This is a genomic window from Trueperaceae bacterium (genome assembly GCA_036381595.1).
Lineage (GTDB): Bacteria > Deinococcota > Deinococci > Deinococcales > Trueperaceae > DASVCN01.
The window spans coordinates 1-26,076 of the sequence record DASVCN010000026.1; the positions used below are offsets into that span (position 1 = coordinate 1).

At 65.8% G+C, this 26,076-nt stretch carries 22 protein-coding genes and 1 riboswitch; of the genes, 18 read left to right on the plus strand and 4 right to left on the minus strand.

What is annotated here, in order from left to right:
* The 16 genes from VF168_09125 to VF168_09200 all read left to right on the plus strand — a co-directional run.
* A partial coding sequence (locus VF168_09125) for a glycogen debranching enzyme GlgX (protein ID HEX7004335.1) occupies positions 1-766 on the plus strand: 766 nt, incomplete at its 5' end.
* Between the two features lie 57 nt (positions 767-823).
* Positions 824-1,267 carry a CBS domain-containing protein gene (locus tag VF168_09130; protein HEX7004336.1) on the plus strand — a complete coding sequence of 148 codons (444 nt, stop codon included), beginning with the start codon at positions 824-826 and terminating at the stop codon, positions 1,265-1,267.
* Positions 1,268-1,410: 143 nt separating this feature from the next.
* The gene (locus VF168_09135) at positions 1,411-4,128 is read left to right on the plus strand and encodes a GNAT family N-acetyltransferase (GenBank protein HEX7004337.1); all 2,718 of its coding nucleotides are present in this window, start codon (positions 1,411-1,413) and stop codon (positions 4,126-4,128) included.
* 126 nt (positions 4,129-4,254) lie between these two features.
* Complete coding sequence (locus VF168_09140) at positions 4,255-5,955, plus strand: SulP family inorganic anion transporter (GenBank protein ID HEX7004338.1); 1,701 nt, start codon at positions 4,255-4,257, stop codon at positions 5,953-5,955.
* Positions 5,956-6,162: 207 nt separating this feature from the next.
* Positions 6,163-6,768 (plus strand): TetR/AcrR family transcriptional regulator, encoded by a 606-nt coding sequence (locus tag VF168_09145; GenBank protein ID HEX7004339.1) that lies wholly within the window; start codon positions 6,163-6,165, stop codon positions 6,766-6,768.
* On the plus strand, positions 6,765-7,766 hold the full coding sequence (locus VF168_09150) for a 3-oxoacyl-ACP synthase (GenBank protein ID HEX7004340.1): 1,002 nt from the start codon (positions 6,765-6,767) through the stop codon (positions 7,764-7,766). Before VF168_09145 ends, VF168_09150 begins: the two co-directional genes overlap by 4 nt.
* Positions 7,730-9,265 (plus strand): AMP-binding protein, encoded by a 1,536-nt coding sequence (locus VF168_09155; protein ID HEX7004341.1) that lies wholly within the window; start codon positions 7,730-7,732, stop codon positions 9,263-9,265. The genes VF168_09150 and VF168_09155 overlap by 37 nt, the downstream gene beginning before the upstream one ends.
* A complete protein-coding gene (locus VF168_09160; GenBank protein HEX7004342.1) occupies positions 9,262-10,050 on the plus strand; it encodes an alpha/beta hydrolase in 789 nt (262 codons plus the stop codon). The genes VF168_09155 and VF168_09160 overlap by 4 nt, the downstream gene beginning before the upstream one ends.
* A gap of 119 nt (positions 10,051-10,169) precedes the next feature.
* The gene (locus tag VF168_09165) at positions 10,170-11,360 is read left to right on the plus strand and encodes an ABC transporter substrate-binding protein (GenBank protein HEX7004343.1); all 1,191 of its coding nucleotides are present in this window, start codon (positions 10,170-10,172) and stop codon (positions 11,358-11,360) included.
* Positions 11,361-11,417: 57 nt separating this feature from the next.
* Positions 11,418-12,290 carry a branched-chain amino acid ABC transporter permease gene (locus tag VF168_09170; protein ID HEX7004344.1) on the plus strand — a complete coding sequence of 291 codons (873 nt, stop codon included), beginning with the start codon at positions 11,418-11,420 and terminating at the stop codon, positions 12,288-12,290.
* Entirely contained in the window at positions 12,287-13,327 is a 1,041-nt protein-coding gene (locus VF168_09175; protein ID HEX7004345.1) for a branched-chain amino acid ABC transporter permease, read from the plus strand. The genes VF168_09170 and VF168_09175 overlap by 4 nt, the downstream gene beginning before the upstream one ends.
* Positions 13,324-14,058 (plus strand): ABC transporter ATP-binding protein, encoded by a 735-nt coding sequence (locus tag VF168_09180; GenBank protein ID HEX7004346.1) that lies wholly within the window; start codon positions 13,324-13,326, stop codon positions 14,056-14,058. Before VF168_09175 ends, VF168_09180 begins: the two co-directional genes overlap by 4 nt.
* Complete coding sequence (locus tag VF168_09185; protein HEX7004347.1) at positions 14,055-14,783, plus strand: ABC transporter ATP-binding protein; 729 nt, start codon at positions 14,055-14,057, stop codon at positions 14,781-14,783. Before VF168_09180 ends, VF168_09185 begins: the two co-directional genes overlap by 4 nt.
* 20 nt (positions 14,784-14,803) lie before the next feature.
* Positions 14,804-15,253: a MaoC family dehydratase gene (locus tag VF168_09190; GenBank protein HEX7004348.1), complete on the plus strand. Its 450-nt coding sequence runs from the start codon at positions 14,804-14,806 to the stop codon at positions 15,251-15,253.
* Between the two features lie 115 nt (positions 15,254-15,368).
* Positions 15,369-15,833: an Hsp20/alpha crystallin family protein gene (locus tag VF168_09195; GenBank protein HEX7004349.1), complete on the plus strand. Its 465-nt coding sequence runs from the start codon at positions 15,369-15,371 to the stop codon at positions 15,831-15,833.
* 93 nt (positions 15,834-15,926) lie between these two features.
* Positions 15,927-17,000: an LLM class flavin-dependent oxidoreductase gene (locus VF168_09200; protein HEX7004350.1), complete on the plus strand. Its 1,074-nt coding sequence runs from the start codon at positions 15,927-15,929 to the stop codon at positions 16,998-17,000.
* A gap of 92 nt (positions 17,001-17,092) precedes the next feature.
* On the opposite strand, the gene VF168_09205 is transcribed toward VF168_09200, so the two are convergent.
* The 4 genes from VF168_09205 to VF168_09220 all read right to left on the minus strand — a co-directional run bounded on the left by VF168_09205 (position 17,093) and on the right by VF168_09220 (position 23,892).
* Positions 17,093-19,735, minus strand: a complete 2,643-nt coding sequence (locus VF168_09205) for a carboxypeptidase regulatory-like domain-containing protein (protein ID HEX7004351.1) — start codon at positions 19,733-19,735, stop codon at positions 17,093-17,095.
* Between the two features lie 99 nt (positions 19,736-19,834).
* Complete coding sequence (locus tag VF168_09210; GenBank protein ID HEX7004352.1) at positions 19,835-20,686, minus strand: hypothetical protein; 852 nt, start codon at positions 20,684-20,686, stop codon at positions 19,835-19,837.
* 82 nt (positions 20,687-20,768) lie between these two features.
* The gene (locus tag VF168_09215) at positions 20,769-21,320 is read right to left on the minus strand and encodes a hypothetical protein (protein HEX7004353.1); all 552 of its coding nucleotides are present in this window, start codon (positions 21,318-21,320) and stop codon (positions 20,769-20,771) included.
* 148 nt (positions 21,321-21,468) lie between these two features.
* Positions 21,469-21,553, minus strand: a riboswitch (cyclic di-GMP riboswitch).
* A 239-nt stretch (positions 21,554-21,792) separates the two neighbouring features.
* The gene (locus VF168_09220) at positions 21,793-23,892 is read right to left on the minus strand and encodes an HD domain-containing phosphohydrolase (protein ID HEX7004354.1); all 2,100 of its coding nucleotides are present in this window, start codon (positions 23,890-23,892) and stop codon (positions 21,793-21,795) included.
* Positions 23,893-24,124: 232 nt separating this feature from the next.
* Between VF168_09220 and VF168_09225 the strand changes: the two genes are divergently transcribed.
* Entirely contained in the window at positions 24,125-24,799 is a 675-nt protein-coding gene (locus VF168_09225) for a response regulator transcription factor (protein HEX7004355.1), read from the plus strand.
* A complete protein-coding gene (locus VF168_09230; GenBank protein HEX7004356.1) occupies positions 24,796-26,067 on the plus strand; it encodes a HAMP domain-containing sensor histidine kinase in 1,272 nt (423 codons plus the stop codon). The genes VF168_09225 and VF168_09230 overlap by 4 nt, the downstream gene beginning before the upstream one ends.
* Positions 26,068-26,076: the final 9 nt, after the last annotated feature.

The following is a 26,076-nucleotide window of genomic DNA, read 5'->3' on the forward strand; positions in this document are numbered from 1 at the left end:
CGACGGGTTCACGCTGCGCGATCTCGTGTCGTACAACGACAAGCACAACGAGGCGAACGGCGAGGAAAACCGCGACGGCGAAAACCACAACCGATCGTGGAACTGCGGTGAGGAGGGCCCCTCGAACAACCCCGCCGTCAATGCGCTACGCAACCGGCAGGTGCGGAACTTTCTGACAACGCTCCTGTTGTCGCAGGGAGTTCCGATGATCTGCGGAGGCGACGAGATCGGCCGCACGCAGCAGGGAAACAACAACGGCTATTGTCAGGACAACGAGATCTCCTGGTACGACTGGGAGCTCACCGCCCGCAACGAGGCGCTGCTCGATTTCACCCGACGACTCATCCGGCTTCGCCGAGAGCACCCGGTACTGCGGCGCCGCAAGTTCTTCCAGGGGAACAGGCTCCACGACTCGGAACTGGGGGACATCGAGTTCTTCCAGCCTGACGGCTCACCCATGAACGACGAGCATTGGGAGCAGGGCTGGATCAGGACCATGGGGATGCTGCTCAACGGACGAGCCATGGCCGAGACGGACGAGCGAGGCCGCCCCATCGAGGACGACGTCCTCCTGCTCCTCGTCAACGGCGACTCGAGCGATCAACTCTTCACGTTGCCGGCGAACTCTCTGGCCCGGGAGTGGCGGGTGCTGGTGGACACAAACAGCCCGGGCGAACCGGACCGGGAGGTGCCTGCCGGGGAGGAGTACAGGCTGCAGCCGCGAACCCTGGCCCTGCTGGCGGCAGTGGCACCGGAGGTTCCATAGGAGGGCGACAGGCTCTATCATGTCGCCAATCGAGTCGCTAGGCAGGCAGGAGGATCGATGGAAGGCAACGCCACCGTAGGTCAGCTGCTACACGAGAAGGGCTACGAGGTGTGGACGACCTCGCCCTCTACGCCCGTCTTCGATGCTCTCGAGGAGATGGCGCGCCGCAACGTCGGGGCCCTCGTGGTCGTGAACGGCGAGCGGATCGCAGGCGTCTTCTCGGAGCGGGACTACGCTCGCAAGATCATCCTCGCCGGCCGGAGTTCGAAGGGGACGACGGTGGAGGAGATCATGACTCGAGAGGTCGTTACGGTGGGGCGCTCGGCCACGGTACGGGAGTGCCTCGAGCTGATGACGGAGAAGAGGGTGCGCCATCTGCCGGTCCTCGACGAGGGGCGACTGGTGGGTGTGGTCTCGATAGGTGACGCGGTGAAGTCGATCATCCGCGAGCAGGAATCGTTGATCGAGCAGTTGCAGACGTACATCACCGGCGCTATCTGACTTGGCTCGAGCGCGGCCATGGGCCCGCTCCGCGGGCGGGAGGGCTCGGTAGCTCGTCGCCGCAACGGTCCCGGCATTTACAGAGCTGGCTGCCGCTGGCGGCGACAATCGTCGGGGCGCCGTCGCACCGACCCGGAGGTGGCATGAGCGAACTCAAGGAGCGCTGGCACTACCAGGCCCCGTTGCCGCAGGGCGCGATCGAAGCCGGTCAGGTGATACTGCGGGACGGGACGACCGCGGAGCTACGGCCGGTATCCCCTGGCGACCGCGGCCTCATAGCCGAGTTCCTCTCGCGCACCTCCGCCGACGCCAGGAACCACCGCTTCTTCGGCGAGGTTTCCATGGGCGAGGCCGTCGAGCGGTTGCTCTCATCAGGTGACGTGGCCGAGCGGGCCGGTCTACTGGTTCTCGCCGGGCACGGCGCCGACGTTCGGGTCATAGCCCATGGCAGCTATGTGCGGGATGGCGAGGAGTCTGCCGAGATAGCTTTCATCGTCGACGACGCATACCAGGGGAAGGGCCTGGCGACTCTGCTGCTCGAGCGGCTCGCGCTCATCGCCGCCCGCAACGGCATCCGCTGCTTCCGGGCACCCACCGAAACGGGCAACGTACGCATGCGCGACGTCTTCAGGAGCAGCGGCTTCACGGTTAGCGAGTCGCATGGTGACGGCCAGATCGAAGCGAGCCTCTCCCTGGAGCCGAGCGAAAGGAGCGTGGAACAGGCCGAGACGCGCGAGCGAGTCGCGACGGTGGCCTCGCTGCAGGCGTTCATGAAGCCGAGGAGCGTCGCGCTCGTGGGCGCTTCCCGGGACCCGGCCAGCATCAGCTTCCGCATCCTCCACAACCTTGTGCTCGACCGCTTCGACGGTCCCGTTTACCCGGTCAATCCTCGGGCTTCGGTGGTCGCTTCGATGCCGGCCTACGAGAGCGTGGGCTCCATCCCGGGACCGGTGGACCTGGCCATAGTCGCCGTCCCCAGCAGCGCTGTCCTGCAGGTTGCCCGGGAGTGCGGGGAGAAGGGGGTAAGAGCGCTTCTGGTCATCAGTGCGGGCTTCGCCGAGATAGGCGCCCAGGGCAAGCGGCTCCAGGAGGAGTTGCTGGGGATAACGAGGAGTTACGGCATGCGGCTTCTGGGGCCCAACTGTCTGGGGCTCATCAACACCGCGCCCGGGGTACGGCTCAACGCCAGCTTCGCGCCCTCGTTCCCACCTCACGGGCCGGTGGCGATGGCCTCACAGAGCGGCGCTCTAGGCTTGGCAGTGCTCGAGTACGCGGCCGAGCTGGGGATGGGGCTATCCAGCTTCGCGAGCCTGGGCAACAAGGCGGACGTCTCGGGGAACGACCTGATCCAGTACTGGGAAGACGATCCCGACACCCGAGTGATACTCCTCTACCTCGAGTCGTTCGGGAACCCTCGCCGGTTCGCCCGGCTCGCCCGCCGGGTAGGGCGAAGCAAGCCGATCGTAGTGGTGAAGGCGGGTCGAAGCGGTGCCGGAAGCCGGGCGGCCAGTTCGCACACGGCGGCTCTGGCGGCGAGTGAATCCGCCACCCAGGCGCTGTTCGAACAGACCGGATTGATCCGCGCCGAAACGCTCGAATCGATGTTCGACACGGCGTCGCTGCTCGCGTCACAACCGCTCCCTCAGGGTCCTCGGGTCGCCGTGGTGACCAACGCGGGCGGCCCGGGCATCCTGGCCGTGGACGGGCTCGAGGCGACAGGACTGGAGGCGCCCGAAGCGCCCGAGGGGTTGCGCGCGCGACTCCGAGAACTGCTGCCAGCGGCCGCCTCAACCGGCAACCCGATAGATATGATCGCCTCGGCCACCGCCCGGAATTACCGCGACGTTGTTTCGGCCACACTCGATGACGAGGGCTTCGACTCGGTTCTGGTCCTGTTCACTCCGATCGGTTTGGAAGACACCCATGAGGTGGCGCTGGCGGTTCGTGAGGCGGTGGGCGACGCACGCAGCAGGGGGAATGGAAAGCCGGTCCTCACCTGTTTCATGGGGCAGGACCCGGAGGAGCTAGCCCTGGGAGGAGAGCGCATCCCCAGCTACCGTTTCCCCGAAGCCGCCGCACAGGCGCTAGGGCGCGCCTACCGTTACGCCTCCTGGAAACGGTCGCCGATGGGTCGCATGCCCGAATTCCCGGGGCTTGCGCTGGGTGAAGCACGCGAACTGGTACGGGAGGTTCGAGAGCGTGGCGGCGGCTGGCTCTCGGCAGACGAGGTGCGGAGGCTTCTGAGCTCCTTCGGGCTTCCCCTGCTGGGTGAACGGCTGTGCGACACCGCCGAGGGAGCAGCCGCCGCGGCAGCCGAACTCGGTTTCCCCGTGGCCGTCAAGCTCGCCTCCCGAACGATCCTCCACAAGTCGGAGTGGGACGGCGTGAAACTCGGCCTCGACTCGACGGCCGAGGTGCAGGAGGCGTGCGCCGCCATCGAGGAGCGCCTGCGTGAGGCCGGCAGGCTCGAGGAACTGGACGGCTTCCTCGTTCAACAGATGGCGCCACCCGGCGTGGAACTGATGATCGGAGTGGCCCCGGATCCGCTGTTCGGTCCGCTCGTTGCGCTGGGCCTAGGCGGCATCCACGTGGAGGTGCTCCGCGACGTCGTTTTCCGCATCACGCCGTTGACCGACAGGGACGCCAGCCAGATGGTTCGCGGCATCAAGGGGTACCGCCTGCTCACCGGATTCCGCGGCGCGCCGCCTGCCGACCGCGAGGCGCTGGAGGAGGCGTTGTTGCGGGTGTCGCGGATGGTCGAGGAGTTGCCCGAAATCGCCGAACTCGACATCAATCCGGTGCGAGCGCTCGAACCGGGTCGAGGCTGCGTGATCCTCGATGCCAGGGTCAGGCTCCACTAGGCCGGCCCGCCCAGCGGAATCCGACACACTTCGCACGGGTAGCGGCCGAGGTCACGAGGGGGCCCGGGGCCTCTATATATTGAGTTCGTGCCACCCAGGTGGCGTGTTCCGAGAAAGGCCCCCGAGATGCTCGCCGTTCTGGCTCGCTTCCTCCCCGGCAGAAAAGATTACAACTTCGGATACTTCAAAGAGGATCTGCTGGCCGGCCTCACCGTTGCGGTAGTCGCCCTCCCGCTTGCCCTCGCGTTCGGTGTTTCTTCGGGCGCCGGCGCCGCCGCCGGCCTCTATACCGCCATCGTTGCCGGCGTTCTGGCTGCTGCCTTCGGCGGTTCCAACCTGCAGGTGAGCGGGCCCACCGGGGCGATGACGGTGGTTCTGCTGCCGATCGTCGCCCGCTACGGCGCCGGCACGCTGCTGTTCGTGGGCGCCCTCGCAGGTCTGATCCTCATCGCCTTCGCCTTCTCTGGTGTCGGCCGCTACGTCAACTACATACCCTGGCCGGTCGTGGCCGGCTTCACCAGCGGCATCGCGGTCATCATCTTCCTCCAGCAGCTGCCGGGTGTGCTCGGTGTGGCATCGGCCCATGGCGAGTCGATCGTGCCGCTGGCGCTCGAGGCCGTTCGGGGGTACGCCGTTGCCCCGACTCTGCCCCCACTGCTGCTGGGCTCGATGACCGTCGTCCTGATGCTCCTCTGGGGCAGAGTACGCGCCTTGCGCGCTGTCCCCGCCAGCATGGCGGCGCTGCTGGCTGTAACGTTGCTGTCGCTCCTTCCCGCGTTCGGGAACGTTCCCCGGATCGGCTCGATTCCGGTGGGCCTGCCGCTCCCCTCGATCCCGGCCATCCCGGCCGCTGACATGGGCGAACTGCTGCGAGCGGCCCTGGCGGTGGCGGTCCTGGCCGCGCTGGAGAGTCTGCTCTCGGCGATGGTGGCCGATGGCATGACCCAGGGACCGCGGAGTGATCCCAACCGGGAGCTGTTCGGCCAGGGCATCGCCAACCTGGGAGCGGCCGTTTTCGGCGGGGTGCCAGCCACCGCGGCGCTGGCCCGCACCGCAGTCAACGTTCGCTCGGGCGCGAGGACACGGCTGGCGGCGATGATCCACGGCTTCACCCTGCTCATCATCGTCCTCTTCCTCGGTTCCCTCGCCGGGGCGGTGCCGTTGGCGGTCCTTGCCGGGATACTCATGGTGGTGGCGGTCAGGATGGTCGAGCCGCATGCGCTCAGGCTCATCCTGCGGGCCAGCAAGGCCGACGGCTTCGTCCTGCTGCTCACCTTCGCGGTGACGATCGCCTTCGACCTGATCCTGGCCATCGAGATAGGCCTCGTGGCCGCCGGCATCCTCTTCATCGTGAGGGTGAGCAGGCTCTTCAGCGTGCAGGTGCAGGCAGAGGAGCCGCTCGTCGCCGATGACCGAGCCCAGCCGCTCCCACGCGAGGTCGTCACCTACCGGATAGACGGGCCGGTGTTCTTCGGCGCCGCCAACCGCTTCCTCGACCAGCTGACGAAGTCGGTCGGCGACATCCGCTTCGTGGTCCTGCGGATGAGGCGGGTGCCACTGATGGACGTTACCGGGGCTTCCGCACTGGAGGCCCTGTCCGAACACCTCTCACGGAGACGCATCGTGCTGCTCGTGGCGGGACTGCAGCCACAGCCGGAGCAGTTGCTCCGGCGCTCGGGCCTGCTGGCGAGACTCGCCGCCGCGGGCCACCACCTCTTCCCAACCACCGACGAAGCGATCGCGTACGCCCGCCGGCAGTTGGAAGACGCGGACGATCGCCAGGAACAGTCGCGGAGGGTGAACGCGGCTGTGACGTCGGGCGATTGACGACCGCCTCTCGGCTCGCGCCTCTGGTTCCGGCTCTCCAGAGCTCGGACAATGGCGGCTCCCTCCATGCAGGTAGCGGGATCCGGGTCTGTCTTGACGTGCGACCGCGCGGCGACTTACGATTCTGACAACTGAATCAGTAGTCAGGTTCTGGTCGCGGCCCCCGGCGGGGTGTAGTGCGCGACCGGCCGCGGAAGGGTCGCTTCATTGCCGGATCTACCCCAGCCCGCCACTGCCAGGGGCGAGGCCACGCGCCGCAAGCTGCTCGACGCCGCCGAACTGGAGTTCGGCGAGAAGGGCTTCCACTCGGCCTCCATCTCGAGCATCACCGGCCGAGCAGGGGTGGCGCAGGGCACCTTCTACCTCTACTTCCCCTCGAAGGAGGAGATCCTGCGCGAGCTCGTGCGCTACATGGGCCGCGAACTCCGGCGCTCGCTGAGCGCTGCGACGGCCCGAGGCCACGACCGGCTCGAAGTGGAGCGGCTGGGCCTGCGGGCGTTCGTCGAGTTCAGCCTTCGGCACGAGAACCTCTACCGGGTCGTGATGCAGTCGCAGTTCGTGGACGAGCAGATCTACCGCGAGTACTACCTCAAGCTCGCTCAGGGTTACAGCGCCGCCCTCGAGCGGGCCCAGCAGGCGGGCGAAGTGAGAAGCGGAGACGCCGAGTCCCAAGCCTGGGCGCTGATGGGACTGGCTCACTTCCTGGGGTTGAGATTCGCTATCTGGGAGAAGCGCGAACCGCCTGCCGAGGCGATGGAGACGCTCTACGCCTTCATCGAAGGCGCCCTCTCACCGGAGGTGAAGGAGCGGTGATCGGCGTGACCGGAATCGGCGTCTACCTTCCCGAAGCGCGGCTGACCGCGGGGCCCATAGCCCAGGCCAGCGGCCTCCCGGAGTGGGTCGTGCAGGAGAAGCTCGGCCTGAGCGCCAAGCCCGTGCCGGGCGAAGACGATCATCCGACCGAGATGGGCGTCCGGGCGGCGCGTGAAGCGCTGAGCGAGGCGGGTGTGACGCCGCAAGCGGTGGACGTGGTCATCTCGATCACCGAGGAGTACAAGGAGTACCCGGTGTGGACAGCCGGCATCAAGCTGGCGCACGACCTGGGAGCGACCAGGGCCTACGCCTTCGACGTCGGGCAGAAGTGCGGTACCGGCGTACTGGCCCTGAAACTCGCCCGTGACCTGCTGAGGTCGGACCCCGAACTCGATACCGTGCTCATCGCGGGCGGCTACCGCAACGGTGACCTCATCGACTTCGCCGACCCGAACGTCCGCTTCATGTACAACCTCGGGGCCGGAGGAGCCGCTGCGGTGGTGCAGCGTGACGCCGGCCGTAACGAGCTCCTCGCTTCGGCCATCCGCACCGACGGCTCGTTCTCCCTCGACGTGCTGGTCCCGGTCGGGGGCACGAAGGAGCCGATCACGGCCCACAACGTCGACCGCTACAGGCTGCAGGTGCCCGACCCTCAGGGGATGAAGGAGCGCCTCGAGCAGAAGTCGCTCGACAACTTCGTACAGGTTGTGCGCGAGGCGGTGGCGAAGTCGGGCTCTGACCTCGCCGACATCGCATACCTGGCGATGCTTCACGTCAAGCCGAGCGCCCATCGCTACCTGCTGGAACAGCTCGGCCTCGACGAGTCCCGCTCGATCTACCTGCGAGATTACGGCCACCTGGGCCAGGTCGATCAGTTCCTCAGCATCAAGCTCGCCCAGGAGGCGGGGAAACTCCGCCAGGGCGACCTGGTGGTGCTGGTCGCCGCCGGTGTCGGGTACGTATGGAACGCGATCTGCCTCCGTTGGGGCGCGCCATGATCCTGGACTTCGCGGCCCGTCGCGCAGAGCTGACGCCGGACCGCCGGGCCGTCTGGTTCGAGGGCCACTGGCACGACTACCGAGAGCTCGACGTACGCGCGCGCCGGCTGGCGGCACGCCTGGCCGAAGCGGGCGTGGGGCCAGGCGACCGGGTGAGCATCCTCGCTCAGAATCACCTCGCACACATCGACCTGATCCTCGCTACCGCCAAGCTGGGCTTCGCCTACACCCCGTTCAATCACCGGCTGGGCGAAGTCGAACTGACCCGTCTGGCCGAATACGCGAAGCCGGCCTTCCTCCTCTTCGACGACACCAACGCCCGGAAGGCCGCGGCCATCAGCGCCGTTCCCCGCCTCCGGCTGAACGAATACGAAGGGTGGCTGGCTGGCGCCGGGACTATAGGTAGCTACCACCGTCCGGAACCGGAAGAGATCCAGATGATCCTCTTCACGGGCGGCACAACGGGCACGCCTAAGGGGGCCATGCTGCCCTACCGGCAGAACTTCTACAACGGCGTCAACACGGTCTTCTCCTGGGGACTGCGCGACGACGACTGCGTCATCCAGGCGACCCCCTGCTTCCACGCCGCCGTCAACGCCTTCACGACACCTCTGCTTCAGCTTGGCGCGCGAGTGGTGATGCAGGGGAGCTTCGACCCGGGCGAGTACCTGAGGCTGGTCGAGGAGCAGCGGGCGACGATCTTGTTCCTGGTGCCAACCATGTACCAGATGCTCGCCAGGCATCCCGAGTTCGAGTCCGCCGACCTCTCCAGCGTGCGCTGGGCGATCTCCGGCGGCGCGCCCTGCCCCGAACCGGTCCGCGAAGCGTTCGCCCAGCGGGGGATCGACTTCAAGCAGGGCTACGGTCTGACCGAGGCCGGCGTCAACTGTTTCGCCATCGAGCTAGAGGAGGCGGCCCTGAGACCGGGCTCTGTGGGCAAGCCGATGCTCCACGCCCGGGCCGCCATCCGCCACCCGTCAGGGGACGAGGTGGGGCCTGGCGAGGTCGGAGAACTCACTCTCGCGGGCCCGCACCTGTTCGCCGGCTACCTGGCCGACCCGGATGCCACCGCCGAGGTGCTCCGGGACGGCTGGCTATGGACCGGAGACCTCGCTCGGGAGGACGAGGAGGGCTACTTCTACCTCGTGGGGAGACGCAAGGAGATGTTCATCTCCGGCGGAGAGAACGTCTTCCCCGTCGAGATCGAGAACGTGCTCTACCGCCATCCCTCGGTCGCGGAGTGCACCGTGGTCGGTGTACCCGACGAGCACTGGGGAGAGGTAGGCGTGGCCGCCGTGGTCCTGGCCGGCGGCCAGGCGCAGGAGCCGGCTCCCCTGATCGACGAGCTGCGTGAGTTCGTGGCCTCGCAGCTGGCCCGTTACAAGGTCCCCAAGCGGTTCATCTTGCTGAGCGAACTGCCCAAGAGCGGAGCCGGCAAGGTGCTCAAGCGCGAGATCGTCGCCATGGCGGGCCGCGAGCAGGAGGGAAGCGGGCGATGAAGCGCTCGTCAGTGCCCGTCTACGGGGTCCGCCTCGCCTACCGGGAAGCGGGCAGTGGGGATCCTCTGCTGCTGGTGCACGGCAACTTCGCCTCTGGACGCTGGTTCGAGGAGCAACTCGACTCGCCACCGGTCGGCTACCGCCTCATCGCGCCCGACCTGCCCAACTTCGGTGAGTCGGACGGGATGCCGGAGGAGATCTCCATCGCCTCCTACGCCCGCTACCTCGCCGGCTTCTGCGACGCCCTGGCGATCGAACGCCTCACCCTGCTGGGACACAGCCTGGGCGGCGCGGTGGCTCAGGCGTTCGCGACAGAACAGCCCGACCGGATCGAGAGGCTCATCCTCGTAGCGTCGGCGGCACCGGACGGCCACGAAACCCCGGCCGAGCACTTCCCCGTCCTGGAGAGCCTGAAGGGGAACCGGGAGGGTCTGGCCCTGGCACTGGCTGCGACGATGCCCTCCAGGCGGCCGTCCTGGTTCGAGGGTGTCGTCGACGACGCCCTGGCTCTCGCCCCTCACGCCATCACCGGGAACGTCAGGGCCCTGGCGGAGTTCGATGTGAGCGAGGAGGCCCGTTCCTACCCGGGGCCGGTGCTCGTGCTGCGCGGTGACCTCGACCTGCCCCACCTCATCACCGAGGAGATCGCACGGCGCACCGCGGCTGCTTACCCGAACTCCCGCCTCGAACTGTGGCAGGGAGTCGGCCACTCGCCTCAGGTCGAAGCGCCGCAACGATTCAACCGCCTGTTGGCGGAATTCCTCGCGGAGGTGGTCGACGATTGACCGTTCACCAGGATCGGGTCTGGAGTTCCCGGCTCGGGTCGGAGGGTCAGCCATGAGATGAAGCCGGCGCCTTCCCGCTCCCCTGACCCCCAAGCCACTTGCCATGAAGGAGAGAAACTGTGAAGAGAACACTCATCACGACCCTGGCCGCGCTGCTGTGCGCCGCCCTCGCGCAGCCGGTGCAGATCGGGATCCTGAGCCCCTTGACCGGTGCCGCCGCCGGCACCGGCCAGGCTCAACTCGCCGGCTTCGAACTCGCGCTCGAGGAGATCAACGAGGCCGGAGGTGTCCTCGGTGAACCGCTCGAACTCATCGTCGAGGACACCCAGGCGACCCCAGCGGTCGCCCAGGCCGCGTTCGAGAAGCTGATGACCGAAGACGGGGTGGGGATCATCGCGGGCGGTTACTCCAGCAACGTGACCCTTTCGCTCGTCGAGTCGTTCCGCACCTTCCAGCCGATCGTCACCTGGATCGGCGGCGCCTCCTCGGGCATCGGCATCGACGGCTTCGACGGCATCGAGGAGCTCATCGGCGAAGAGGAGTGGTTCTTCCACATCCACCCGTGGGATTACCACAACGTCACCGCAGCTACCGACTACGTCGCCTCGACTGAAGCAGAGACGGTCGCGCTGCTGCACGAGGACTCCGCCTTCGGCGGCCCCGGTGCCGCCGCCGCCGCTGGCTTGCTCGAGGATGCCGGCCTCGACGTCGTACTGCGAGAGTCGTTCACCTCGACGCTGCTCGGTGGCTCCGGCGACTTCCGGGCCGCCATCACCAAAGCCCGCGCCACCGATGCCGACATGCTCTACTGGATCGGCTACGACAGCGACGTTGTGCCGCTGACCTCGCAGGTGCGCGAGCTGGGCTACACGCCCGAATACATCTTCGGTGCCCCTCCCGGATGGCCCGCGGAGTTCGCCTCCTCGCCGGAAGCCCAGTGCGTGACCGGCCTCATCGGCTTCCTCCCGAACCTGCCCAATCCGGAGGCTCAGGAGTTCACCCGCGCCTACCGCGCGATGCACAACGCCGACCCCGAGAACTACATGGCCGCTCTCGCCTACGCGAACCTGTGGGCTCTGGCGGACGCCATCAACGCTGCCGGCACAACCGACCGTGACGAAGTTATCGCCGCTCTCGAGGCCGGTACCTTCCGCTCGCCGATGGGCGACTGGAGCTTCACCGACTCGGAGATCACCTCCCATCAGGGCTTCGGGGCCGAGATGTGGCTGGTGTTCCAGTACCAGAACGGCGTTCGCGAGATCGTCTACCCGATCGAGAAGGCGACCGCACCTCTGCAGACCTGCAACTAGTCGACCTCTCCTGGGCGGGTCTTCGGACCCGCCCACTCGACTCGCTTCCGGATCTCGATGGAAATCACCCTACTCATACAGGCTCTCGTCTCCGGGCTCCTCGCCTCCGGCCTCTACGCCCTCGTGGCGGTGGGCCTGGCACTGGCGATCGGCGTCATCGGAATCGTCAACTTCGCCCACGGCGAGTTCTTCATGATCGGCGCCTTCCTCACCTACCAGCTGGCAGTCAGTTTCGGGCTCGACCCGGTCGTCTCGCTGCTGCTGGTGGCGCCGGCGCTCTTCGTCATCGGTGCCCTCCTCTACCGCACCACAGTCCACTACGTGCTGGGCGCTCCCGAACTGAACCAGATGCTCCTCACCTTCGGACTAGGGATCATCCTCCAGAACGTGGCGCTGCTCGTCTGGGGCGGCGATCCCCGCACCGTCCCGGCGATCCCCTACCGTTCGGCGAGCTTCCAACTCGGTGACGTCACCTTCGGAGCGGTCCTGGTGGGCAGCTTCCTCGTATCGATAGCGCTCGTCGGTGGCCTCTACTGGCTGCTGCTGCGCACCCCTACCGGCCGCGGCATGAGAGCAGTGGCGCAGAACCGGATCGGCGCCAGCCTGGTCGGGCTGGAGGTCGACCGCACCTATCTACTCACCTTCGCCCTATCGGCAGCGCTCGCGGGAATCGGCGGCGTCATGATCGCAGTCATCCAATCCCCGACCCCCATGGTCGGCCTCACGTACACCCTCAAGGCGTTCGCCATCGTGGTACTGGCCGGGCTAGGCAACATCCGCGGGATCCTCTGGGCGAGCCTGCTGGTGGCACTCTCCGAGTCGCTCGTCGCGAACCTGGTGCCCAACGGCGGTTCACTGCGCAACGCGGTATTTTTCGCGATCATCTTCATCGTCCTGGTCGTGAGGGGCAGGAAGGGCGGCGCCGCATGAGGCGGCTCCTCTACCAGGTCGCCGGCGTGGCTGTCGCGGCCGTCCTCCTGCTCGTGCTTCCCGATCTGCTGCGGGCGCTCTTCGGCAGCGCCTCGGTAAGTTACCTCTCGCTGCTGATCAACGCGGCTACACTCGCGATCCTCGCCCTCTCCTGGGACATCCTGGCTCGTACCGGGCAGCTCTCGCTCGCGCACGCGGCTTTCTACGGCGCCGGGGGTTACAGCACCGCCATCCTCATCAACCTCGCCGACGTGCCGCTCTGGCTGGGCCTCCCACTGGGCGGCCTGGTCGCCGGGCTCCTGGCTCTGGCCCTCGGCCCCGTCACCCTGCGGCTGCACGGCATCTACTTCGCCATCGCCACACTCGCCTTCACCGAGGTGTTGCGCGCGGTCGTTCAGCAGTTGCCCAGGGGCATCGCCGGTGGGGCGCCGGGGCTCAACGTCTCTGCCCTCTTCCGCCCCACCTTCATCCCCGGCGAGATGGAGCGCTGGGAGATCGCCTACCTGCGCAACGAGAGCTACTTCGTCGTCTACGTTATCGTCCTCCTCCTCACCATCGCCCTGAGCCTGCTGGTGCAGCGCTCGCGCCTCCGCTCGTCGTTCACCGCGGTGAGGGTCAACCAGCAGGTGGCTGCCGTCATGGGAGTGAACCCGGCACGAGCGAAGCTTCTTGCGTTCATCCTCTCGAGCGTGCCGGTTGGAATCCTCGGAGCCCTCGAAGCGCATCGTCACGGGTCGGTCAACCCGTTCGACACCTTCGGCATCGGAACCACCGTGCTGGCCCTGGTGACCCCGATCTTCGGCGGCCTCTACACCACCTTCGGTCCGATAGTCGGCGCCATCGTGCTCTCGGCACTCGAGGAGACCCTGCGCCGCTCGATAGAGAACGGCTACCTGATCGTCTACGGGGTGGTCCTCGTCACCGCTGTGCTGTTCATGCCGCGGGGACTGGTGGGCCTCTTCGACCGGCTCCGCCGCCGGCGACCCGCGAGCGGCCAGCGCCCGGGACTCCGCAGCCCGGAGAGGGAGGGCCCATGAGCCTCCTGCGAGTGACGTCGCTCAGCAAGCGGTTCGGCGGCCTCGACGCCGTCAAGAACCTCGACCTGGAGGTGAACGAGGGCGAGATCGTCGCGATCATCGGGCCTAACGGCGCCGGCAAGACGACCACCCTCAACCTGCTGTCGGGCCTCCTGGAACCGACCGGCGGCACCATCGAACTGGCTGGGCGCGAGATCGGTGGTGTCTCGCCCGATGTTCGCTGTCATCTTGGCCTCGGCCGCGCCTTCCAGGTCGTCCAGCCGTTCCCCGAGATGACCGTGACCGAGAACGTGCGGGTAGGAGCTCTGTTCGGCACACCGGGCATCTCCGCCGCCGAGGCTACCCGTGTAACCGAGCGGAGCCTCGAGCGGACCGGCCTCTGGGATCTGCGCGAGACGCCAGCGGAGGAGCTGACGCTGATGCAGGAGAAGCGGCTCGAGATCGCCCGCGCCCTCGCCACCCAGCCGAGGGTGATTCTGCTCGACGAAGTCATGGCCGGCCTACGGCCGGCGGAGGCTCGCGAGGCGGTGGGGCTGGTCAAGGACATCCGAGCCGGGGGGGTGACCGTCATCTTCATCGAACACGTGATGCCAGTGGTGCGAGATCTCGCCGATCGGGTAGTCGTGATGGACTACGGCCGGAAGATCGCCGAGGGTGATTACGCGGAGGTTACCGCCAATCCTCATGTGGTGGAGGCGTACCTGGGCAGCGCGGAGGAGGCGCAGCTGTGACCCACGGCAACGGCAACGCGCTGCGCATAGACTCCCTCTCGACGGGATACGGGAAGATACAGGTCCTCTGGGAACTCTCGCTGGCGGTGCCCCAAGGCTCCTTCGCGGCGATCATCGGCGCCAACGGGGCAGGTAAGTCGACATTGCTGCGCACGATCTCCGGGCTGCTGCCCGCCTGGTCCGGCCAGGTCGAGGCGGTGGGGCGAAGCCTGACCGGCTCGAGTCCGGCCCAGATCGTCCGGCTGGGGGTGGGCCACGTCCCGGAAGGCAGACAGCTCTTCCCTGCCATGACGGTGGCCGAGAACCTGGAGAGCGGCGCGGACTATCTGCCTTCGGCCCGGAAGCAGGCAGCGAAGACGCGCAAGTTCGTGTTCGAGCTCTTCCCCCGTCTCGCCGAGCGGGCGCCTCAGCTAGCGGGCACGCTTTCGGGCGGCGAACAGCAGATGCTCGCCATCGGCCGGGCGCTCATGAGCCGGCCGAGTCTGCTCCTCGTCGACGAGCCGAGCCTCGGCCTCGCCCCTGCCCTCACCCAGACCGTCTTCGCCGCGCTGCGGTCGATCAACGACGAGGGGGTGACGGTAGTGCTGGTGGAGCAGAACGTGCGTCAGTCGCTCCGTCTCGCCGACGTCGCGTTCGTACTCGAGAACGGTCGCATAACCAGGAGGGGAACCGGCGACGAACTGCTCGAGGACGAGGCGGTCCGGGCCGCTTACCTGGCGCTCTAGCCCGACGAAGGAGTAGACCGGTGAGTGATGTGACGGGACGATTGGAACGACTCGTGGGAGTCGAGATAGGCCCGGGCCGTTGGCTCGAGATCGACCAGGGAACGATCGACCGCTTCGCCGCCGCCACCTTGGATGAGCAGTGGATCCACGTGGACCCGGCGCGAGCGGCCAAGGAGTCGCCGTTCGGCGGGACAGTCGCCCACGGCATGCTCACCCTCAGTCTCGCGCCCAAGCTGGCGATCGAGCTGCTCGAGCTCGAGACGGCGCCGCTCGTCATCAACTACGGACTGAACAGGGTCCGCTTCCCCGCGCCGCTGCGGGCCGGGCAGCGCATCCGGCTGTTCCTCAGCATCATCAAGGTGGAAAGGCTGACCGGAGGCGCTCGAGTCCCCTTCGACCTGCGGATCGAGGCCGAGGGATCGCCCAAGCCTGTATGCGTGGCGCAGATGATCTTCCAGTTGCAGGAGTAGCCGGCGCTCGTCGAGTCACATGGCAGCACAAGACTTGACATGACGACACTCATGTTATATATGTGACGCAGAGGCGCTCGCAAGAGTGCCGAAATCCGGATGGGAGGTTTCAGATATGGCACTGGTTCGTAGGCAGCAACCGCGCAGCAACTCCTGGAATCTCGCAAGCGGCAGCAACGTACCGAGCCTCTTCCAGGAGTTCGACCAGCTCTTCAACCAGCTGGCTGCACCGTCTCTCGGCACCACGCAGTGGACGCAGGGCTACCCGATCGACCTCTTCGAGACCGGCGAGGAGCTGGTGCTCCAGATGGCGGTGCCCGGTGTGCAGAGCGAGGATCTCGACATCAGCATCGAGGGCCGCGAGCTCTCCATCCAGGGCAACCTGCCGCAGGCCGAGGACGAGGCTCGCCGCTACTGGCTGCAGACCATACCGGTGGGAGAGTTCCGTCGCACGCTCACGCTCCCTGTCCAGGTCGAGGTTGACAACGTGAGCGCGACCGTCGAGAACGGACTGCTGACCCTGCGTATGCCCAAGCAGGTGCAGGCGCGAGCCAGGAAGATCAGCATCTCGAACCGCTGAGCGGCGATCAGGAGCGCGAGTCGAGTATCAGGCGCGGGCAGTGCCCGCGCCTTTTCCTCTGCCCACATTTCACTCTCCTTTCGAGGGAGCCCTATGTCAGATAGCCGAGTTGGCCAACAGTTCGAACTGGGCGTCTACACCTTCGCCGACCGGGCGATGACGCCGCTTACCGACCACACCGTGAGTCCCGCCCACCGGCTCGCGGACCTGCTCGAAGAGATATCGCTGGCCGACGAACTAGGTCTCGATGTGTTCGGTGTAGGTGAGCATCACCGGCCCGACTACGTCGTGTCCTCGCCCGCGGTCGTCCTCGCCGCGGCGGCCGCCCGCACCGAGCGGATCAAGCTGACCAGCGCCGTGACGGTCCTCAGTTCCGACGATCCGGTGAGGGTGTTCCAGCAGTTCGCCACGGTAGACCTGATCTCCGGCGGGCGCGCCGAGATCATGGCTGGCCGCGGATCGTTCATCGAGTCGTTCCCCCTCTTCGGTTACGACCTGAGGCATTACGACGAACTTTTCAGTGAGAAGCTGGAGCTCCTGCTTCGACTGAGGAGGGACGAGCGGGTCGACTGGTCGGGGAAGCATCGTCCTCCACTCGAAAAGGCCGGCGTCTATCCGCGACCCGAACGGGAGCTGCCGATCTGGATAGCCGTAGGAGGAACGCCCGAGTCCGCCGCCCGGGCGGGCAGCCTTGGCCTGCCGATGGCGCTGGCGATCATCGGGGGCGCTCCCGAGCGGTTCGAGCCGTTCGCGAGGATCCACCGAGAGGCGTGGACATTGGCCGGGCACGACCCGAGCGATCTCGCTCTGAGCATCAACTCGCACGCTTTCGTCGGCGACACCTCGGGAGGCGCAGCCAACGACTTCTTCCCCTACTACGCGAGGGCGATGAGTCGCATCGGCCGAGAGCGCGGCTGGCCCCCCACCACCAGAGAGCAGTTCGAGGCACTTCGCACGCCTCGCGGGGCTCTCGCCGTCGGCGAGCCCGAAGAGGTCGCAGAGAAGATCCTCTTCCAGCACTCGATCTTCGGCCACCAACGCTTCATGGCGCAGATGGACGTAGGGGCGGTGCCGCACGACAAGCTGATGCGCTCGATCGAGCTGTTCGGAACGAAGGTCGCACCGCTGGTGCGAGCGGAGGTCGCGAGGCGAACGGATTCCGGCTAGCAAAACGTTTGCCAGGAAGCCGACCATCCGCCCGAGTGGTAGTGCCTGATGGGGCTGGCGGTTGCGCGGACCCACTTCACGCCCGTTCGAAACTACTCCCCGCTTGGCGGAACCAGTGTTTCCTCGACGTTGAACTCGATACGACGTACGACCGGAATGAGGGTAAACTCCACGCGCTCCCTCTCCCCTGCCCGGAGATCGAGTTTCTGGTGGTCTGGCTCAAGCCTGAAACCTGTCGATAGCGATGGCTGGACGACCCGAATCGTCCAGATGCCCGGCGGTACCCGTTCGAAGTCGAAGCTTCCACCGGCATCGGTGATGGCGTACAGGACATCGTCCGAACTCCTAAGCTCCACCCGCACGCCTCGGTTGGCGTCCTCGAACGTCGCTTCGTCTCCGACCGCCGTGGCGCTTCGTTCGGGGATCGTGACATCGAGCACGCCCGATACGACCGCGCTCTTGATGACCTCGAAATCGATCCTCGCCTCCTCCCCTTCGGCGATCGTGATCCGCTGCGGCGGAGCGGGGATCAGCAGGCGGTCCGCCGCCAACACGTCACGGAACTCGACCTGGACGACGTGTTCGCCCACCGGCAGTGCCGGGAAGGAGAAGTTTCCATCCGCGCCGCTGGTCAACGACTGCCCGGCTACGCTTATCACCACCCCCTCGATAGGTTCGCCCTTGGCGGTAGCGATTCTTCCAGCCAGCCTGCCTATGCCCGGTCGTCGTCCGAGCGGGACATTCAGAGGTACGGAATAGCTTAGTTCGAACTTCACCGAATAGGGCAGCTCGCGGACTGCCTTCACGCTTACGTCCACGCTGAGAGCGTGATCGCCAGGAAGAGCGTAGTCGGCTCGCAGCTGGGCATCCCATAGTTTGCTGGAGTTGAACAGGTGGACGGTCGCTCCACCACCGACGACGAGACTCTCGGTCAACGACCCGGCCCAGCGAACCCCGAAAGCCAGGTCGTCGAGCCGCGGGAACAGCAGATCGTACTCGCCGTCTAGGCTCATGGTCAGCCTTCCCGTATCACCCGTGGGAATCCCTGCGGCAGCCTCGTAATTCAGCGTGCGGCTCATGGCAGAGCCGGGACTCTTCTGCTGCTCCAACTGGACCGATTGCGCCAGGGCGAACCCCGACGGTGCACGGTAGCTCGCGAGCAAAGAGGCCAGGTCCTTATCATGCACACCCGCGGTTCGTTCCTCATAGTTGCTCGAAAAGGAACCTGCGATGCTGAACCGCCCCGCCGAAAAACTGACGCCTACCCGGTACTCCTCGGAAAGCCGGCTCGCCTCGGACGGTGGCATGAAGAGAAAGGGGGAGTCGGGCGACCAGGCCCACGAAGTCGAATAGCGGGCCGAAAGGAACAGGGGGAATTGCGGCGCGATCCGCAACGGTTCGTTCATGCGGAACAACGACTCGAGCGAGACCGCGAATGCGTGCTGGTCGTTTCGATCGAAACCTGCGCTGCTGGTGTGGACTCTCAGCCTTACGAAACTAACTCCTTCGTTCAGCTGTCCGTCGACTTCGAACCCATGAGAGAGATTCGCGCCCCTCGGGAGCCTTACACCGTAGGTCAAGGCTATGGAACCCAACTGCACGACGGTGGGGTCGCGAAGACGCGGCGTGTATCGAACGGCGAAGGATCCCAGGAGTCCAGCGCTGGAAGCGTTGACGGTGACCGACAGGTCGGTGTCTTCGTTCAGGTCGCCTGAGAGGCCGGCCGTCAGACCCGTGGTGCCATCGCTGCTGTAGCCCTGCACCTCGATGATGACGGGCAGGTTCCGAAGAGGCCCGGTCTCGTAACTTGCGCTCACTCCGAAACCGTTGACGCTGGGAGTCAAGAGCGAGGTGCTGAAACTCTGATCTCCCAGGAGCAGCTTGAACTCCGGCAACCGATATTCGACTACCAGACCCTCGAGCAGATCGTCGGGAGCGATGCGGATATCTACCCGGAACTGTCCCTCGCTCCGCTCGGCGAGGCTTCCTGTGCCGCTGATCTCGAGGGCGGCACCCTCTCCGGAAGAGGCCCCGGAACTATCTCCGAGATAAGAGAGCTTGGCGGTAAGCGGAAAGGTGTGATAGGCGGAAGATGCGGGGAGCGCCTTGGGGATGAGGACGGTACGGCTCGTGCCTGATGCCGAGATCGTCGGGGCGCTCAGACTGACCGCTCGGAGAGTGAGCGTGTGGGAAGTTTGCCGCGTGGGCCTTGGACCAGTGGCCACGACGCCGACCTCCGCGCTCTCCCCCGGTGTCAGAGCTACGACATCGGGAACGGTACGGACGTCGAAACCCAGACTGCTGCTCGCCGACAACCGCCACTCATGGGTGGTGTTGCCCTCGTTCAGGAAGAGGAAGGTGGTCTCGAACGCCTCGGCGGTGACGAACTCGGGTTCGTCCACGGCACGGATGAGAACACGATCTATCGCCGGGACCGTGACCGTGAAGAGCGCCTCACGTCGCTCATCCTCTCCAGAGACGTAGTAGGTGAGGGGAAAGGTGTGGTTACCCGATTTCGCATCGACTGACACGAGAACGCTCATGATCACGACTCGGGAGGCGCCGGGATCGAGGCTGAAGTCAGAGGGAGGGACCAGTACCAGCCAGCCGCTTGGCACAGTCAGCTGCGGCTCCACCGTCTGCCACTCAGCGGACCGATTTTCGAAGCGGACACGTAGGCTCAGGGTCTGGCGGGGTTGCGCTTCGAGAACCGGGGTGAGCACCTGGACCGTCACGCCTGCTCCCTGAGCCATCGTTCGCGTCAGGAAGAAAACGCAGAGGAACAGGACTAACGCACAACGGGCTCGGGATCGCATTTCGGCCCGTTTCGGAAGCTATCGAACGGTAGCGTCGAGGTTGTAACGGGCTCCGAAAACGCTGTTACCACCTGCGTCGGCAACTACCACCGCCTGGTACACCTCGTGTTGGAGGCTTCCCAGCTCGAAGGTGAGCCGGTCGGTGGCGCCTGGGTAGGTTCGTGCGCTCTGCCCCTCCACCCGCTTCACCAACATTCCATCGGAGTCGTAGAGCTCGAGCCAGGAGCCCGTCTCGACGACGAACGCTCCGGAGTTCGTGAGACCCACCTGCAGGTAGTAGTGGCCGTCGTCATCCGGCGCGAACAGGGGGTCCGTGAACTGGATGCTGTTGCGTTCGGGCGTGCCGATGTGGGTGAGGACGGTGACGGAGTACTGGAAGCGAACATTGATCGTGGTCGTGACGCTGGCATCGGCCGACTGCTCCCTTACGACGCTCGGATCGAGGGGCTGGACCTGCAAGAGGCTCCAATAGCTCCCGTTCAGCGAAGGATCGTCGGGGACCGCGATCGTGAAAGGTACGTCGAGGCTGGAGTTGGCCGGCACTACCGCTTGCGGTGCGACATCTATCCAGCCAGCATTCGATCGGTCTAGCTTGCCGCTCGGCAAGAACTCGATCTCTCCTTCAGGAGAGAAGCCCATGTCGGCCTGGGATATCGAGACGAGCGCGTCGGCCTCGCCGGTGTTCGAGAGGGTGATGCTTCCGTGCCTGACCACGCCTGGTACGGCACGTATCTCCTGTCGCAACGCGCTCGATACGATCACCGAAGCGAGCCCGGTCGGGTCCGGTGACTGGGCGAGCGCGACGTTCGCGGCGGAAAGAAGGGCGACGACGACAAGCGCCAGGGGCAGTGCGACCGAACGCGCGTCCATTCTGTTACTCATCCATTTCAACTGCGACTTCTCCGAAAAACGGCAGGATGGCTTTCGCCATCCTGCCTCGAACACGTGACGATTACTTCTGGGCGATAGAGAACGTGATGTCAGCGGTGTAGCTGCCTGCGGCTACCTCCTGGGTAGTGACCGCTTCGAGGGTCACGGTTACGCTGCCGCTGGCGTTCTTGATGCCGGTAACGACATCGGCCGTGCTGCCGGCGGTATTGTCGGCGTTCACCAGGACCACGGCCGTGGGTCCGGGGGACCCTCCGTTGGTATCGGAACTGTTCACGACGGCGCTCTTGTAGCTGAGCTTCGGATACGCGGTCGTGGTGCCGGTGCCACTGTAGGTCCAAACGGCGCCAGACGTGGTGTCGGCAACCGCGGCGGCGGTAATGGCATGGCTCAAACCGTCGTTGCTAGCGTAATCGAGAACGGTGCTGGCGTCCGACACTGTGGCGCCACCGGCGGCCAGGGTGAACGCTATGTCGGCATTCGTGGTGGCCGCGGTCAGGCTAGTGGCGCCCGAAACGGTCGCTGTGGCCGTCTGGGTGACCTGCGCCAAGGCGACCGGCAGTACCAGGGCCGTTAGCGCGACGAAAGTCCTCACGAGAATCTTGCTGCTGAACATCTTCTTCCTCCTGTTCGGCATCATTCCGATGCCGGTCCTGTTTTGTGGGCCCCTGCCCGGCGGTTGCCGGTTGCTTTTCGGGGATCCTGCCAGCAACACAGTTCCTCAAACAGAAGGAAGGAAATACTCTTGCTTCCGATTAGTCCTATGTGCCTTCAGCCGGTTGCGCTACTAGCTCCATCTGGTCCAGGCGCCCAAATTGCGGACCAGACTTCATCGCTTCTGCAGGCGTATTCAGTTGTCGCCCGAGAACCTCTAGGTTCCCAAGACGAAGTGTAACAGCTGGACCCGCTGCCGCAGCGACATATCTAACAACCCGAGCCCGCATTTTTCGCGTTCACGACGACGTTTACACGACACGACCCGGGCGTCGCTCGACACTCGGATCAAGTCATCGAACGCCCGTACCAGCTGCCGTGGCGTCATGGGATGCCGGCCGCGCTAACCGCGAGGCGAGCCGAGTCGTCGCTCCCTAGGCCATCTCAGATTCCTGGGCCATCACCTCGAGGAACGCGTCGACGACCTGCGGGTCGAACTGCCGACCGCGTTGCGCCCGGATGTACTCCAGGGCCTTCTCCCGCGGCCAGGCCGGCCGGTAGGGGCGGACCGAAGTCAGGGCGTCGAACACGTCGACTACCGCGAATATCCGGGCCGGCAGAGGTATCTCTGCCTCCTTCAGACCCAGCGGGTAGCCCTTGCCGTCCCACCTCTCGTGGTGTGCATAGGGGATGTCCAGTGCCGGCCTCAGGAACGTGATGGGCGAAAGGAGCTTGAAGGCATGCTCGGGGTGCGCCTTCATCAACTCCCACTCGTCGGTCGCCAGCTTCCCTTTCTTCAGCAGTATCGAGTCCGGGACAGCCATCTTGCCGATGTCGTGGAGCAGCGCTCCCCACCTGAGGAACACCAGCTCGTCGCTGGGGAAGTCGAGTTTCCGGGCCAGGGTCGTGGTCAACTCGGTGACCCTGCGCGAGTGACCTTCGGTCTCGCGATCCCGCAGGTCGAGCGCCCGCGCCCAACCCTCGATGGTGGTGTCGTACGCCAGCGTCAACTCCTCGTTGGCCCGGGACTGTTGCTGGAAGAGCATGGCGTTGTCGATCGCGATCGCAGCCTGCGTCGCCATCGCCTCGAGGAACTCGTACCAGTCCTCATCCTTGTGGCAGCCGTCCCGGCAGAAGAGTTCGAGCACCCCCTGAACGCGACCCTTGGCGATCAACGGCACCGCCCAGTAGTGGGCGAACTCCTCCTTGGCGAGTTCGTCCGAGCCCACGATCTCCCTTACGATCTCATCTCCCTCGAGCTGCACCATCCGCTGGGTGAGGGCGGCACGTCCCGCCGGCCCCTCCCCCAACCGCAGCCGAGCGCCGTGCAGTGCCCTGGTCTTGAATCCCTTGGAGGCCGAGAAGGTGAGCATCTGAGCGTCCGGTTCATGCAGCAGCACGGCAGCAGCGTCAACCTTCAGGCGGTAGCGGGCACCGTCAAGGAAGACCGAGAGCACCAGGGGAAGCTCGAGGCTGCCCGAGATCGCCCGGTCTATCTCCTGCAACGTGTCGAGGCGTTCGAGACGCTCCTCCAGGTCCGAGTTGAGGGCATCGATCTTGGCTCGTGCCTCGTGCTGCTCGGAATGGTCGAGCCCCACGCCTGCCAGATAGATCTTGCCCCCGAGCGTGACCCGCATCCCGGTGCAGAGGTAGGGGATCCGCTCTCCGCTCTTCGTCAGGACCGTGAGGACGGCCGTAGCGGACGCGCCCGCGAGAACCTGCGCCATCAGTTCCTTGGTGCGCTCGCGCTCCTCCGGAACGACGACGTCCAGAGGGGAGAGGTTCTCCAGCTCGCTCTCCTCGTAACCGGTGACTTGGAGCAGGTTCTCGTTCCAGCGGACGTAACGGCCGTCCTCATCGAACAGGTAGAAGATCCCGGGAGTCGCCTCGAGGAGGGATTCGACGAACTCCTGCTCCTCTCTGAGCGCTTCCTCTACCGCCTTGCTCTCGGTTACGTCGCGTGAGTTGATCACGATCGCGCCCACCTCGGGATCGTCGAGCAGATTCACGCCTGCCGACTCGATCCAGCGCCACTCCCCACTCTTGTGCCGCACTCGGTAGGTCGCCCGGCCGTGGCCGCCGGTCGTCTCCTTCTCGAAGCGTTCCCGCACCGGCAAGTCTTCCGGGTGCACGAAAGCCATGACGCTCTTGCCTTCGACCTCGCTCGGTTCGTAGCCCAGTATCTGCCTTATCGCGGGGCTCTCGAAGGTGATCACTCCGTTCGCATCTACCATCCGAACCATATCGCTGCTGTTCTGCACCAGCGACCGGAACCGGGCTTCGGACCGCGCCAACTCGCGGACCGCCTGCTGTTCACGTCGGCGCGAGCGTGAAGCCAGGAGCCCGACGAAGAGACCGGTCGTGACCACGAACAGCCACCCTTTGGCGGTCTGCATACGCGACAGCACCTGAGGGTCCTGACTGACGAGCAGGAGGAGCCGGTCGGAGAAGAGGATCCAGGTGGCGGCCAGCACGACGTAGACCAGCGCGGCCTTCAGCGGAGTCGAGATGTATCGGGTCAGTGAGCGGAGCATGAATTCAGGAGAAGCCTCTCTGGCTGCCTGCCCTGGGGGGCGGACAAAGGGGCATCCTACACCTTCTCGTCTAACTCGATTCTTACAGAGGTACCGATGCGCGGGTTGCTCGATGCGCCCTCGTCCGGCCCAGGCGCGGGTTGCTCGATGCGCCGTCGTCCGGCCCAGGCGCGGGCTGCTCGATGCACCCTCGTCCGGCCTAGGCGCCACCGGCGAACGCTTCTGGCATAAGATGACGCACAAGCTGATGCGGATATTGCTGGTAGAAGACGAGCCGGACCTGGCCAGCCCGCTGGTGACCTTGCTGAAGCGGGAACTCTACGACGTCAAACATGTGGAAACGAGGAGCCTCGCTTTGGAGGCGAGCTTCACCGGCCATTTCGACCTCGCCGTCCTCGACGTGATGCTCCCCGACGGACCGCATGCCGGGTTCGAACTCGCCGAGTCGCTTCGGGCAGGCGACTTCGAGGGCCGGATACTGTTCCTCACGGCCCGGGATTCCGTCGACGACAGGATAAGGGGGTTGGATTCGGGCGGGGACGACTACCTCGTGAAACCGTTCAGCCTGAGGGAGTTCGCAGCACGGGTGAGAACACTGCTGCGTCGCGACGCCGGTACGAGAGCGGCGCTATTCGAGCGGGGGTCACTGAAGGTCGATCTCGGCTCTCGCCGCGTCTTCTGGCAGGGTGAGGAGGTTTCACTCACGCAGCGAGAGTTCAGCATGATCGAACTGTTCGCCCTCTACCCCGGGCGTGTCTTCACGGTGGACGACCTCCGGCGTCGGTTCTTCCCCGAGGCGGCCTCCGGACAGCGAGTGGTGAGGGTCTACGTGAGTCAGTTGCGCCAGAAGCTGGGCGAAGCCGTACTCACGACCGTCTCGGGCGGCTACCGGCTGGATGGCGAATGAGTTTCCGAGTTGCTCTCTTCCTGAGCATCGCCATCGCGGTCATAAGCTCCGCGTTCATCGAAGCAGGTCTCGATTTCTTGGCCGATCGAGCGAGCGCTTTCGCCGAGTCACGTATCGACTCGGACCTCGAACGCTTCGGTGACGCCGTCGAGGCGCAGCTGGTCGCGGCCCTGGACAGCCCCGCACTGCCGGGCCACCTGGTCGTCGAGACCCCGCTGTCGAGGCGGGCGCACTACATGGTGTTCCACAATGACGCCCTCCTCTTCGACAGCTCACCAACCGCGAGCGAGGAGCAACTGATGAGGTGGCGGACGCAAGTGCGTTACCTGCGAGACGGGTATCGCGTCGAACTGGCGGTTGCGCCGCTGATCTTCGAAGGTTTCCTCACCAGCAGCCTGCTGACCGACGTCATCGACCTGCCGCTGTTCGTCGTCCTCAGCCTCGTCGCTGCCTGGTTGCTGGCCCGGATCGTGATGCGACCCGTGCGAGAGCTGACCGAAGCGAGCCAGAAGCTCACCGCCAAACAGTTCCCGGAGCCGATCACCGTTCCGACCGGGAACGACGAGCTGAGCAGGATGGCGCGCAGCTTCAACGCGATGACCACCCAGGTACACGGTTTCATCGAACGCGAGCGAACGTTCACGCGCTACGCCTCGCACGAGCTACGCACTCCGCTGAGCGCTCTCAAGGCCCAGCTGGAGAGCGTGCGCATCGGCTTGGCGGCGCCCACGGAGGTGTGGCCCGCGCTCGAGCGGAACGTCCAGCGGATGGAGGATCTGCTGGCAGCCCTGCTCATCCTGGCCCGCTCAACCGAGTACGAGAGCGAGGGGGGCGAGCTCCTCCCCCTGCTCGAGGACGTCGTCGCCGGGCTGCCCGTAGAATGCCGCGAAAGGGTCGTGCTCCGGCCCCAAGGAGCGAAACTGCCGCTCGTGACCGACCGGCGCCTGGCCGGGCAGGCGGTGCGCAACCTGCTCGAGAACGCTCTCCGCTACAGCGACGGTCGGGTGATTCTCGACGCCACACTGGCAGGGCACGAGGTGAAGATCGCCGTTCGAGACGAGGGCGCCGGAGTGGCCGAGACAGCCTTGGAGCGCCTCAGGGAACCGTTCTTCCGCGCAACCGAGGCGGCTCACGGCCTTGGCCTTGGGCTCTCGCTCGTTGACAGCATCGCCCGTTCACTGGGTGGGCGCCTCGAACTGCGCAACACCGAACCCGGCTTCGAGGCCGCCGTCACCCTCCCCGTCCCAATAGCAGGTGAGGGAGGGTGACTGGCCTTC